9 protein-coding genes are annotated in these 13893 nt (G+C 65.5%); all 9 read left to right on the top strand.

The features are described 5' to 3' along the window. Positions 1-31 precede the first annotated feature (31 nt). The 9 genes from CIW53_RS07085 to CIW53_RS07045 all read left to right on the top strand — a co-directional run bounded on the left by CIW53_RS07085 (position 32) and on the right by CIW53_RS07045 (position 13882). On the top strand, positions 32-2056 hold the full coding sequence (locus CIW53_RS07085) for a tetratricopeptide repeat-containing sulfotransferase family protein (RefSeq protein WP_149363975.1): 2025 nt from the start codon (positions 32-34) through the stop codon (positions 2054-2056). Positions 2057-2179: 123 nt separating this feature from the next. After that, entirely contained in the window at positions 2180-4579 is a 2400-nt protein-coding gene (locus tag CIW53_RS07080; protein WP_242451801.1) for a TonB-dependent receptor, read from the top strand. A gap of 267 nt (positions 4580-4846) precedes the next feature. Continuing rightward, complete coding sequence (locus CIW53_RS07075) at positions 4847-6118, top strand: efflux RND transporter periplasmic adaptor subunit (protein WP_149363974.1); 1272 nt, start codon at positions 4847-4849, stop codon at positions 6116-6118. A gap of 149 nt (positions 6119-6267) precedes the next feature. Continuing rightward, on the top strand, positions 6268-6987 hold the full coding sequence (locus CIW53_RS07070; protein ID WP_149363973.1) for an ABC transporter ATP-binding protein: 720 nt from the start codon (positions 6268-6270) through the stop codon (positions 6985-6987). A 200-nt stretch (positions 6988-7187) separates the two neighbouring features. After that, positions 7188-8504, top strand: a complete 1317-nt coding sequence (locus CIW53_RS07065; RefSeq protein ID WP_149363972.1) for an ABC transporter permease — start codon at positions 7188-7190, stop codon at positions 8502-8504. Between the two features lie 11 nt (positions 8505-8515). Continuing rightward, positions 8516-9772, top strand: coding sequence for an ABC transporter permease (locus CIW53_RS07060; protein WP_149363971.1), 1257 nt, complete (start codon positions 8516-8518; stop codon positions 9770-9772). 112 nt (positions 9773-9884) lie between these two features. Continuing rightward, positions 9885-11192 (top strand): ABC transporter permease, encoded by a 1308-nt coding sequence (locus CIW53_RS07055; protein WP_149363970.1) that lies wholly within the window; start codon positions 9885-9887, stop codon positions 11190-11192. Between the two features lie 7 nt (positions 11193-11199). After that, positions 11200-12432, top strand: coding sequence for an FtsX-like permease family protein (locus CIW53_RS07050; protein ID WP_149363969.1), 1233 nt, complete (start codon positions 11200-11202; stop codon positions 12430-12432). A 130-nt stretch (positions 12433-12562) separates the two neighbouring features. Beyond that, positions 12563-13882 (top strand): ABC transporter permease, encoded by a 1320-nt coding sequence (locus CIW53_RS07045; RefSeq protein WP_149363968.1) that lies wholly within the window; start codon positions 12563-12565, stop codon positions 13880-13882. The last annotated feature ends 11 nt before the right edge of the window (positions 13883-13893 follow it).

Raw genomic sequence — 13893 nt, 5'->3', positions numbered from 1 at the left:
GGCCCGTTGCGCCGTCGTGGAGGTACGCGCCGTGACCGAAGCGAACGCGGTGGGCACGCTGGAACAGGCGCTGGCGCATGCCGAACAACTGCTGCACACCGATCCGGTGCAGGCCGGCGAGCAGGCCGGCGAGATCCTGCGGGTGGTCGAAGGCCATCCGCTGGCGTTGCGCCTGCTGGCGGCGGCGCGCACGGCGCAAGGTGACACGGCCGGTGCACTGGAGATCCTGCGGCCGCTGGCCCGGGCGCAGCCGAACTGGGCGATCCTCCAGCTCGAGCTGGGGCTGGCGCTGGGCCAGGCCGGACGTGGCGAGGAGGCGATCGATGCGCTGCGCCAGGCGCTGGCGCTGAAGCCGGACCTGCCGCAGGCCTGGCGTGCGCTGGGCGACCACCTGATGGCCGCCGGCGACCAGGACGCCGCCGATGCCGCGTACGCCAACCACGTGCGCCACTCCACCAGCGATCCGCGCCTGCTCGCCGCCGCCACCGCGCTGGTCGAAAACCACATCCCGGTGGCCGAGGCGCTGCTGCGCGAACACCTGAAGGAGGCGCCCACCGACGTCGCCGCGATCCGCATGTTTGCCGAGGTGGCCATGCGCCTGGGCCGCAACGAGGATGCCCAGAACCTGCTGCTGCGCTGCCTGGAACTGGCGCCAAGCTTCGACGCCGCGCGCCAGAACTACGCCCTGGTGCTGCATCGAAGCAACCAGCCCGAGCAGGCGCTGGCGCAGATCGAACTCCTGCTGGCAACCGACCCGTCCCACCCGGGCTATCGCAACCTCAAGGCGGTGGTGCTGTGCCGGATCGGCGAGTACGAGCCGGCGATCGGCCTCTATGCCGAGCTGTTGGAACAGTATCCGCTCAACGCCAAGGTGTGGATGAGCTACGGGCACGCGCTGAAGACATCCGGCCATGCCGATCGCGCCATCGCCGCCTATCGGCGCAGCCTCGAACTGGAGCCGTCCTTCGGCGAGGTGTGGTGGAGCCTGGCCAACCTGAAGACGTTCCGCTTCAGCGCCGACGATCTGTCCACGATGCGCCGGCAGCTGGCACACGAGGGCCTGGGCGACGACGATCGGCTGCACCTGGAGTTCGCGATCGGCAAGGCACTGGAGGACGAGGGCGACTACGAGCCCTCGTTCCACCACTACGCCCAGGGCAATGCGCTGCGTCGCACGCAGCTGTGCTACGACGCCGACGACACCAGTGCCCGCGTGCAGCACATCCGCGCCAGCTATACCGCGGATTTCTTCGCCGCGCGTGCGGGCAGCGGCAGCCCGGCGCGCGACCCGATCTTCATCGTCGGCCTGCCACGCGCGGGCTCCACCCTGATCGAGCAGATCCTGTCCAGCCACAGCCAGGTCGAGGGCACGATGGAGCTGCCCGAGGTCACCTCGATCACCCGCATGCTGCGCGCGCAGGGCGAGGCCGACAGCGCCATGCCTTACCACGCGGCGCTTGCCGCGCTCGATGCCGACGGGCTGCGCGAGCTGGGCGAGCACTATCTCGCGCATACGCGCATCCATCGCAAGACCGCGGCGCCGTTGTTCATCGACAAGATGCCGAACAACTTCATGCACATCGGGCTGATCCACCTGATGCTGCCGAACGCCACCATCATCGATGCGCGCCGGCATCCGCTGGCCTGCTGCTTTTCCGGCTTCAAGCAGCATTTCGCACGCGGCCAGAGTTTCAGCTACAGCCTCGACGACCTGGGTCGCTATTACCGCGACTACGTCGCGTTGATGGCGCACTTCGATCAGGTGCTGCCCGGTCGCGTCCATCGCGTGATCTACGAGCGCATGGTCGAGGATACCGAGGGTGAGGTTCGACGCCTGCTCGACCATTGCGGCCTGCCGTTCGAGGAATCGTGCCTGCGGTTCTTCCAGAACGAACGGCCGGTACGCACCGCCAGTTCGGAACAGGTGCGCCGGCCGATCTACCGCGAAGGCGTGGATCACTGGAAGCACTTCGCGCCATGGCTGGCGCCACTGGAGCAGGCGTTGGGGGCGGTGCTCGGGCCATATCCCGACGTACCGGAATCTGGATCGCTGTAGCACGTTCGATTGATTGTTTTCACCTGGGAGGGGAAACCGATGTATAGGCAGATGTCCACACAGAGAAACGGGCAAAGGACGAAATTGCACCGATTGCCGCTGGCCGCGGCGATTTGTTTCGCCATGAGCATGCCGGCGTTCGCGCAGGATGCCGCTCAAACCCCACCGCCGGCCAAGACGCAAGGCAAGCTGAAGGTCGCGACGCTGGGCGCGGTGACCGTCACCGCCCAGAAACGTACCGAAAACCTGCAGAAGGTGCCGATCAGCATCCAGGTGCTGGGCACGGAAAAAATCGAGCAGCTCCACATAGCCAACTTCGACGACTATGTGAAATACCTGCCCAGCGTGTCCTACCAGAGTGCCGGCCCGGGCTTCTCCGAGATCTACATGCGCGGCGTGGCCAGCGGCGGCGACGGCAACCATTCCGGTTCGCGGCCGAGCGTCGGCGTGTACCTCGACGAGCAGCCGGTCACCACGGTCACTGGCCCGCTCGACATCCACATGTACGACATCGCCCGCGTCGAGGTGCTGGCCGGGCCGCAGGGCACCCTGTACGGCGCCAGCGCGCAGGCCGGCGCGTTGCGCATCATCACCAACAAGCCCGATGCCAGCGGCTTCGCCGCCAGTTACAGTGCCGGCATCGACTCAGTCGCCCATGGCGGCATCGGGCGTGTGGTGGAGGGGATGGTCAACATCCCGATCTCGAAAAGTGCGGCGATCCGCCTTGTCGGCTGGCATGAACACGACGCCGGCTATATCGACAACAAGGAAGGCACGCGTACCTTCCCGAGCTCCGGCATCACCGTCAGCAACGCCAGGAACTGCACGGCGTCGAGCCTGCTGGTCTGCATGCCCGCAGCCAAGAAGAACTACAACGGCAACGACATCGACGGTGCACGCGCGGCGCTGAAAGTCGATCTCAACGACGACTGGTCAATCAACGGGACGTTGATGGGTCAAAACACGGTGGCCCACGGCAACATGGCCACCGATCCGGCGATCGGCGATCTCGCCGTGACCCACTTCTATCCGGAGCGCACTTCCGACCGCTGGTGGCAGGCGGCGCTGACGCTGCAGGGCAAGATCGGCAACTTCGACCTGACCTATGCGTACGCGCACCTCAAGCGGAACCAGGTGGAGCACAACGACTACAGCGACTACTCGTTCTGGTACGACCAGCTGCCCTATTCGTACGGCACCTACATCTACGACAACAGCGGCGCGCTGATCAATCCGTCCCAGTACATCATCGGCAAAGACCGCTATGCCATGGACAGCCACGAATTGCGCCTGGCTTCGCCGAAGGAGGATCGCCTGCGCGTGGTCGGCGGCCTGTTCTGGGAAAGGTCGGTGCACGACATCGAACAGCGCTACATGATCAACGGGTTGGCGGACTCGCTCACCGTGACGGGCTGGCCGAACACCCTCTGGCTGACCGAGCAGGTGCGCACCGATCGCGACGAGGCCGTATTCGGCGAACTGTCCTACGACTTCATCCCCGACACGCTCACCGGCACCATCGGCGGACGCTACTTCCGCGCCAACAACAGCCTGGGCGGCTTCTACGGCTTCAGCGCGGGCTATTCGCCCAGTTCCAGCTATGGCGAGGCGGGCTGCATTTCACCACAGCCGTACCGTGGCGCACCGTGCCTGGACTTCGACAAGAACGTGAAGGAAACCGGCTCGCTCGGCAAGGTCAATCTGACCTGGAACATCACGCCGACCAAGCTGATCTATCTCACGCGATCCGAGGGCTATCGCCCCGGCGGCCTGAATCGTCGCGGCTCGCTGCCGCCGTACAAGTCGGATTACCTGACCAACTACGAGTTCGGCTGGAAGACCACCTGGTTCGACAACCGGCTGTCGTTCAACGGGTCGGTGTTCCAGCAGGACTGGAAGGATTTCCAGTTCAGCATCCTCGGCGCCAACGGCCTGACCGAGATCAAGAACGCCAACCAGGCACGCATCAGGGGCCTGGAGACCGAGTTGAACTGGGCTGCCACCTACAACCTGCAACTCAGCGCCGGTGCCGCCTTCTACGACGCCAAGCTGGCCGCGACGTATTGCGGATTCACCGACGCCAACGGCACGCCGGTCACCGATTGTCCCGGTGCGGAGGTGGCACCGAAGGGTACCCAGTTGCCGGTGACGCCCAGGTTCAAGGGCAACCTGGTGGCCCGCTACACCTTCGACGTGGGTGAAAACGAGGCGTTCCTGCAAGGGGCGGTGGTGCATGTGGGCGAGCGAAAGTCGGATCTGCGGCTGCTCGAAAACAGCCTGACCGGCAATCTGGCCGCCTACACGACCATGGATGTCTCCGCCGGCTTCCACAAGGGCGGCTGGACGGTGGACATGTACATCAACAACCTGTTCGACAAGCGCGCGCAACTCTACAAGTACGCCGAGTGCGCCGAGTCGGTCTGCGCCGCCCACGGCGTGGTGGCGCAATACCCCAACGGACAGGTCTACACCGTCACCAACCAGCCGCGCACCATCGGCTTGCGCTTCACGCAGGAATTCTAGGCAGGCGAGCTGCCCGTCCGCACGGAATGGATATCCTCGAAAGGCCCCGGTGCGAACCGGGGCCTTTCGTTTTGTGCGAAGTGGCGGCCGCGGCTGCCCGAAGCATGGTCGTCCGGCTGTCCGTGCGGTGTCCGCGGACACTCTGGCGTCGACGCTCGCTTTCTACAAGCTTTTGAAACATATGGAGTTGTCGCGCCATTGCCGAGTGGCACGTGGATTGCAACGACCGCTGTGCAACCGCGCTGTCCGCGGTCAGGAACGGTACTGATGATTCGCGACACTTCCGCACAAGACCGACTGGTCGAGGTCAAACCCAACCGCAAGCGCCGGCTGATCCTGCTTGGCGCCGGCGTACTCGTGCTGGCCCTGCTGGCCTGGCTGGCGCCGGGCATCGGCCGGCTGTTCTCGGCGTCCGCATCGGTCAGCAGCTCGCGGCTGGCCTTCGCCACCGTCGAACGCGGCCCGTTCGTGCGCGACATCGCCGCCGAGGGCAAGGTGGTGGCGGCGGTCAGTCCGACCCTGTACGCCACCTCCGGCGGTGCGGTGACACTGAAGGTGCATGCCGGCGACACCGTGAAAGTCGGCCAGGTGCTGGCCACCATCGTCAGCCCCGAACTGACCAACAAGCTGGCGCAGGAACAGAGCAACGCCGACGCGATGGAAGTGGACTACCGGCGCGCGCAGATCGACGCGCGCAAGCAGCGTTCCGCATTGCAGGAAACCTACGACAACGCCGTCATCGACCAGACCACGGCCGAGCGCAACCTGGATCGCTACCAGAAGGCGTTCGCCAAGGGTGCGGTGTCCAACATGGACGTGGACAAGGCCAAGGATGCGCTGGACAAGGCGAAAATCGCCACCACGCATGCCAAGGCCAACCTCGGCCTCGACAACGACAGCCTCAACTTCGACATCCAGTCGAAGAAGCTCGCGCACGAGCGGCAGCTGCTGCTGGTGAAGGACCTGCAGCGCCAGGTCGACGACCTCAACGTGAAATCGCCGGTGGACGGCCAGGTCGGCCAGCTGTTCATCGCCGAGCGCGCCACCGTGGCCAAGGACGCGCAGTTGCTCAGCGTGATCGACCTGTCCGCGCTGCAGGTGGAGATGCAGGTGCCGGAAAGCTTCGCCCGCGACCTCGGCATCGGCATGGCCGGCGAGATCAGCGGCAACGGACACGTGTGGAAGGGTCTGGTCAGCGCAATCTCGCCCGAAGTGGTCAACGGCCAGGTCGCCGCGCGGCTGCGCTTCGAAGGCGAAACGCCGAAGCAGCTGCGCCAGAACCAGCGCCTGTCGGTGCGCGTGCTGCTGGACAAGCGAGACAACGTGCTGACCGTGCAGCGCGGCTCGTTCGTCGACGAATCCGGCGGCAGCTACGCCTACGTGGTGCGCGACGGCATCGCCAAGAAAACCCCGATCCGCGTCGGCGCCTCCAGCATCGACAAGGTGGAGATCCTCGAAGGCCTCAAGGAAGGCGACCGCATCGTGATCTCTGGCACCGACAGCTTCAAGGGCGCGGCCACGGTCGCGATCAGCAATTGACGAATTTCCTTCTCTCTCCGGGAGAAGGTGCGCGAAGGGCGGATGAGGGTACGGGGCTTGCGCAGACTTTCTCGCGATAACCGAACCCTCTCCCCAACCCCTCTCCCGATGGGAGAGGGGGTCAAGATCACCACCACCGAGGAACAACCATGCTGAAGATGACCCACCTGTCCAAGGTCTACCGCACCGAAGTGGTGGAGACCTACGCGCTGCGCGATTTCAACATCGACGTGAAAGAAGGCGAGTTCGTCGCCGTCACCGGCCCGTCCGGTTCCGGCAAGACCACCTTCCTGACCATCGCCGGGCTGCTGGAAACCTTCAGCGGCGGCGAATACCACCTGGACGGCATCGAGGTGAGCAACCTCAACGACAACGCCCGCTCGAAGATCCGCAACGAGAAGATCGGCTTCATCTTCCAGGCGTTCAACCTGATCCCCGACCTCAACGTGTTCGACAACATCGAGGTGCCGCTGCGCTACCGCGGCATGAAGGCGGCCGAGCGCAAGCAACGCATCATGGATTCGCTGGAGCGCGTCGGCCTGGCCTCGCGCGCCAAGCACTACCCGGCCGAACTGTCCGGCGGTCAGCAGCAGCGCGTGGCGATCGCCCGCGCGCTGGCCGGCTCGCCGCGCCTGCTGCTGGCGGACGAACCGACCGGCAACCTGGATACCCAGATGGCGCGCGGCGTGATGGAGCTGCTGGAAGACATCCATCGCGAAGGCGCCACCATCGTGATGGTCACGCATGACCCGGAACTGGCCGCGCGTGCCCAGCGCAACGTGCACATCATCGACGGCCAGGTGGTCGAGCTGTCCGAAGACCCGCGCTTCCACACCGTGCATGCCGCCGCAGGCGACGCCCACGCCTGAGCGGTTGTGACTGTTCAACCTCCCAGGCCGGCCAGGGATGGCAGGTCGCGGATCGGACACGCAAGTGCCCGAATCGCGTGAACGAGTCCGGACATGCGCCGTACTCGCGATAGAGGAAAACCACAGAGAGTGGCTTTCTTCACAGATTCCCAGCGCTCGCTCGCCTTGTCATTGCTGCACCCACGATTCCGGAGCCACAGATGTTTTCCTACTACCTCGAACTGGCCCTGCGCAGCCTCAGGCGCAGCCCCGGGCTGACCTTGTTGATGGTGCTGACGATCGGTTTCGGCGTGGCCGCGTCGATGACGTCGTGGTCGGTGTTCCGCGCCGTGTCGGGCGACCCGATCCCGTGGAAGTCGTCGAAGCTGTTCGTGCCGCAGATCGACAACTGGGGGCCGAAGGGCCGCAGCAGCGACGGCGAGCCGCCGAACGCGATGGATTACGCCGATGCGATCGCACTGATGCGCGACCATCGCGCGAAACGGCAGTCGGCGATGTATCAGATCTCGCCGTCGATAGTGCCGGCGCAGGCCGACAAGCATCCGTTCAACGTGAGCGGCCATGTGGTCTACGGCGAGTTCTTCCCGATGCTGGACGTGCCGTTCAAGTACGGCAGCGGCTGGAGCGCGGACGACGACACCAACCGCGCGATGGTGGCGGTGATCAGCAGCAAGCTCAACCAGAAGCTGTTCGGCGGCGTCAGCAGCGTGGGCAAGACCGTCAATATCGAGGGCAAGGACTATCGCGTCGTCGGCGTGCTCGACGACTGGAATCCGCAGCCGCGCTTCTACGACGTGGTCAACACGGGCGGCTTCTCCACCACCGGCGACGATGTGTTCCTGCCGTTCCTTACCGCCATCCAGGAGGCCATGTCGAACGACGGCAACACCAATTGCAACGAGGTGCCCAAGGAGTCGGGCTTCGTCGGATTGCAGCATTCCGAGTGCGTGTGGGTCGCCTACATGGCCGAGCTCGACGATGTGGCCGCGGCGACTGCCTATCGCAATTATCTCAACGACTATGCCCGTGCGCAGCAGCAGGCCGGCCGCTTCGGCTGGGCACCGAACAGCCGCCTGCGCGACCTGCCGGCTTGGCTGGACAGCCAGCACGTGGTGCCCAGCGATACCCGGGTGTCGCTGCTGGTGGCATTGGGCCTGCTGCTGGTGTGCCTGGTGAACACGGTGGGCCTGCTGCTGGCCAAGTTCCTGCGTCGCAGCGGCGAGATCGGCGTACGCCGCGCACTGGGCGCGCCCCGCGCCGCGATCTACTCGCAGTTCCTCACCGAGGCGGGCATCGTCGGTGCGGCCGGTGGTGTCCTGGGCCTGTTGCTCACCGTCGCGGGCGTGGCCAGCGTGGGCTGGGTGCTGCCCAAGGACATCGCAGCGCTGGCGCGGCTGGATGTGTCGCTGCTGCTGCTCACCATGCTGGTGGCCGTGGTCGCCACGATGCTGGCCGGCCTTTATCCGACCTTCCGTGCCTCGCGCGTGCAGCCGGCGTGGCAGTTGAAGAGCAATTGAGGATCATGAACATGAAACTGCATCCCATTCTTGCCGCATTGCGCAAGCACAAGGCCGGCACCGTGCTGATCGCACTGCAGATCGCGCTGACCCTGGCGATCGTGTGCAACGCCGTGTTCATCATCGGCCAGCGTGTCGAGCGGGTGAACCGGCCCACCGGGCTGGACGAGAGCAACCTGTTCCTGGTCAGCCAGCAATGGGTGGGCGCGCCCAGCGCCGACAATGCCGACGGCGTGGAAAAACTCGACGCCATGCAGCGCGAGGATCTCGCCGCGCTGCGCCAGCTGCCGGGCGTGGCTGCGGTGGCGCCGACCAACTCGCTGCCGCTGCTCAACTCCTCCTGGACCGGTTCGGTGTCGCACAAGCCGGGCGCCGATCTGGGCGGCAAGGGCGATATCCGCACCGCGTACTACTTCACCGACGAGCAGGCGCTGTCGACGCTGGGCTTGCGCCTGGTGGCCGGTCGCAACTTCAACGCCGGCGATGTGCAGCATCAGGGTTTCCGCGACCAGCGCGATCGTCCGGTAGCGATCATCAGCAAGGCGCTGGCCGACAAGCTGTTCCCCGACGGCAATGCCGTCGGCAAGGTGATGTACAGCGACGGCAGCAATGCACCCACTACCATCATCGGCGTGGTCGCACGCCTGCAGATCCCTTCCATCGGCAGTTGGGGCAGCAGCTTTGCGTGGTACTCGACGTTGATACCGACGCGGCTGGACGGCGGTTTTGCCCGCTATGCCGTGCGCACCAAACCCGGCCAGCTGGACGCGGTGATGCGCGCGGTGGCGCCTGCCCTGTACAAGGTGACGCCGATGCGCGTGCTCGACGACGACAGCGTCAAGCCGTTCTCCGAGATCCGCGCCAAGGCCTATCGGGCCGACATCGGCATGGCGGTCCTGATGGGCGTGATCTGCCTGATCCTGCTCTGCGTCACTGCCGCCGGCATCGTCGGGCTGACCAGCTTCTGGGTCGGCCAGCGCCATCGGCAGATCGGCGTGCGCCGTGCGCTGGGGGCTCGCAAGATCGACATCCTGCACTACTTCCAGATCGAGAACCTGCTGATTGCCGGTGTCGGCGTGGTGCTCGGCGTGGTGCTGGCGGTGGGGCTCAACATGTGGCTGATGACCCACTACGAGATGACGCGCATCCCGCTGCTGTATGTGGTCACCGGCGTATTGGCGATGCTGGCGATCGGCCAGGGCGCGGTCTTCGTGCCGGCCCGGCGCGCGTCCAACGTGCCGCCGGTGGAGGCGACGCGGGCAGCGTGAGGAAAGCCGGGGATTCGGGATGGGGGATTCGGAGAAGCGCAAGCTCGCGTCGCCACCGCTTTTCCGGATCCCGAATCTCGAATCCCCAATCCCGTCTCCAAAGGAGATAGTGATGTTTGCCTACTACCTCGATCTGGCCTTGCGCAGCCTGAAACGCAACAAGGCGCTCACCGCGCTGATGGTGCTGGCGATCGCGCTGGGCATCGGGGCCAGCATGACCACGCTGACCGTGCTGCATGTGTTGTCGGGCGACCCGCTGCCGGGAAAGAGCGCGCAGCTGTATTACCCGCAGATCGACCCGCAGGATCTCAAGGGCATGATGCCGGGCAAGGAGCCGCCGGAACAGCTCACCCTGGTCGACGGCCTGAACCTGCTGCATGCGGCGCGGGCCGATCGGCAGGCGCTGATGGCGGGCGGTTCGGCACCGATCGATCCCGGGAAGGCCGACATGGATCCGTTCTATGTGGAAACGCGCTACACCACGACGGGTTTCTTCCCCATGTTCGACGCGCCGTTCCTGTTCGGCCATGCATGGACGGCGGCGGACGACGAGGCGAAGGCGCGCGACGTGGTGATCGCGCGATCGCTCAACGACAAGCTGTTCGGCGGTGCCGACAGCGTCGGGCGCACGCTGCGCATGGCCGGTGTCGACTGGCGCATCGTCGGCGTGCTCGACCAGTGGCGGCCGAATCCGCACTTCTACGACCTCACCACCGGTTCGTATGCCTACGCGGAGCAGGTATTCCTGCCGTTGCAGACGATGGTCGAGTTGCGGCTCGATCGCAACGGCTCGTCCGATTGCTGGGGCAACGGCGGTGGCGGCGTCGGCAACATCCTGCCCAACGATGACTGCGTGTGGCTGCAGTTCTGGGTGCAACTGGATACGCCGGCCAAGGCCGCGGCGTACCGGGATTTCCTGGTGCACTACTCGCAGGAGCAGAAGGCACTGGGACGTTTCCAGCGCGCGCCCAATGTGCGCCTGCGCAACGTGATGCAGTGGCTCGACTACAAGATGGTGGTGCCCGACGACGTGCGCCTGCAGGCCGGCCTGGCGTTCGGCTTCCTGCTGGTATGCCTGGTGAATACGGTGGGCCTGATGCTGGCCAAGTTCATGCGCCGCGCGGCCGAACTCGGCGTGCGCCGCGCGCTGGGTGCATCGCGCCGCGCGCTGTTTGCACAACTGCTGATCGAGTCCGGCGTGGTCGGTCTGGTCGGAGGGCTGGGCGGCTTGCTGCTGGCGATGCTCGGCCTTTGGCTGGTGCGCCAGCGGCCATCGGACTATGCCGCACTGGCACAACTGGATACGAGCATGTTGTTCACCACCTTCGCACTGGCGGTGTGCGCCACGCTGCTGGCTGGCCTGCTGCCGGCGTGGCGTGCCTGCCAGATCGCCCCTGCGCTGCAACTGAAGAGCAACTGAGGCGGCCATGGACATTCTCCCGATTCTCTCCACGCTGCGCCGGCACAAGCTCACCGCCTGGCTGCTCATCCTCGAGATCGCGCTGACCTGCGCGATCGTGTGCAATGCGGTATTCCTGATCGGCCAGCGCCTCGAACGCATGGATATGCCCAGCGGCGTGGCCGAGCACGAGTTGCTGCAGATCCAGGTGGCCGACATGGTGGCACCCGCCAACCCTTATGCCCGCGTGGCCGAGGACATGGCCGTGCTGCGCCAGGTGCCCGGCGTGATCTCGGTGGCGTCGTCCAACCAGGTGCCATTCGGCAGTTCATCCTCCAACAGCAACATCCGGCTCGATCCGGCGCAGGTGCGATGGACACTCAGTGCCACCACCTATTTCGGCGAGAACCTGCCGAAGACGCTGGGCACGCGGCTGGTTTCCGGGCGAGACCTGGAGTCCAGCGATTTCGTCGATGTGGACGTGGCGATGAAGGCGCTCGGCACCGGCGATGCGAAGCACCTGCCATCAGTCATCCTGATCACGCAAACGCTGGCCGAGCGTCTGTGGCCGGGCCAGAACCCGCTGGGTCACATCATCTATCTCGCGCCTACGGTCGGACTGCGCGTGGTCGGCGTGCTGGACAGCCTGGTACGGCCCAATGCCTACGATATAAGCAAGGCGCAATACACGACGATCGTGCCGCTGCGCATGGGAGCGAACAAGGATCAGAGCTACCTGATCCGTTGCCGCCCCGAGGACCGTGCCCATGTCCTGGATGCAGCGCTGGCCGCGTTGAAGAAGGTCGATCCGCAGCGCGTGGTCACCACCAGGCGCAGCTTCGATGAAGTGCGCCGGAAGTTCTTCCAGGATGACCGCGCGATGGCCGGCATGCTGGTCGGCGTGATCGCGGCGCTGCTGATCGTCACCGCGCTCGGCATCGTGGGACTGGCCAGTTTCTGGGTGGCGCAGCGGCGCCGCACGATCGGCGTGCGGCGCGCGCTGGGCGCAACCCGCCGCAACATCCTCAACTACTTCCAGACCGAGAACTTCCTGCTCGCCACGATCGGCATCGCGCTCGGCATGGCGCTGGCCTACGCGATCAACCTGTTCCTGATGCTGCATTACGAGTTGCCGCGACTTCCGGCCATCTATTTCCCCGTCGGCGCGATCGCGCTGTGGCTGATCGGCCAGCTTGCCGTACTCGGTCCCGCGTTGCGCGCGGCGGCGGTGCCGCCGGTGGTGGCGACGAGGTCTGTATGACGGGGTTTGATTCCTGTGGGAGCGACTTCAGTCGCGATGGCTTCAGTGGCACCAAGCGCATCGCGATTGAAGTCGCTCCCACAGGAATGGCGCGCTTTTGGTGCACCTGGATGACGACGGAGTGACGAACATGTTTGCCTACTACCTCGATCTGGCCCTGCGCAGCCTGAAGCGCAACAAGGTGCTCACCGCGTTGATGGTGCTGGCCATCGCCGTCGGCATCGGTGCCAGCATGACCACGCTGACGGTGATGCACCTGCTGTCGGGCGATCCGCTGCCGGGTCGCAGCCAGCACATTTTCTATCCGCAGGTGGACGCCTCACCGGCTGGCTACGCCAAAGGCGGGCCGCTGGACATGCTCGACTACCGCTCGGCGGTGGATCTGTGGAGCGCGCATCGGGCCGATCGCCAGGCGTTGCTTGCAGGCAGCGATGTCAAGGTGCGCGCGCCGGACGCCAGGGTGCCGCCCCTGATGGTGCCGATGCTGGCCACGACCTCCGACTTCTTTGCGATGTTCAAGGTGCCATTCCGGTACGGCAGCGCCTGGACGGCTGCCGACGCCGCCAGTCGTGCGCGCGTGGCGGTGATTTCCTCCAACCTCAACGACAGGCTGTTCGGCGGTGCCGACAGCGTGGGCAAGACCTTGCGCCTGAAAGACAGCGACGTACGGATCGTCGGCGTGATGGACGCGTGGCGGCCCTCGCCGCTCTTCTACGATGTGCGCGCCGGGCGTTTCGCCGAAGGCCAGACCTCGTCGTTCTACGACAAGCCCGAAGATGTGTTCATGCCCTTTTTCAGCGGGCTGGAGGTCAACGACGGCAATTTCTGGCAGTTCACCTGCTGGGGCAACGTCGCCACGCCGGGGCATCTGCAGGATGCGCCGTGTGTCTGGGTCGGCCTGTGGGTGCAACTGGACAGCGCGGCCAAGGTGGCGGACTACCGCGCCTTCATCGCGCATTACGCGCAGCAACAAAAGGCGCTGGGGCGCTTCGCCACTACCCAGACCCGCATGCCGAGCCTGATGCAGTGGCTGGTGTTCAACCATGTGGTGCCCAGTGACGTGAAGCTGCAGACGTGGCTGGCGTTTGCGTTCCTTGCCATCTGCCTGTTCAACATGATCGGCCTGCTGTTGGCCAAATTCCTGCGTCGCAGCAGCGAAATCGGCGTGCGTCGCGCACTGGGTGCCAGTCGTGGCGCGATATTCGCGCAATGCCTGGTCGAGGCCGGAATGGTCGGCGTGGTCGGCGGCATCGGTGGCTGGTTGCTGACCCTGCTGGGTCTGTGGCTGGTGCGGCGGCAACCCGTCGAATACGCCGATCTCGCGCACCTGGACATCGGCATGCTCGGGTTGACCTTCGCGCTCGCCGTTGTGGCCAGTCTGATGGCCGGTTTCCTGCCCGCATTGCGGGCCAGCCGGGTGGCACCGGCGCTGCAGTTGAAAACGTTGTGAGGACCGGAGCC

Source organism: Rhodanobacter sp. T12-5 (assembly GCF_008329435.1).
Taxonomy (GTDB): Bacteria; Pseudomonadota; Gammaproteobacteria; order Xanthomonadales; family Rhodanobacteraceae; genus Rhodanobacter.
Note: the sequence above shows the minus strand (reverse complement) of the source record. Positions and strands in the feature narration are given on the sequence as shown.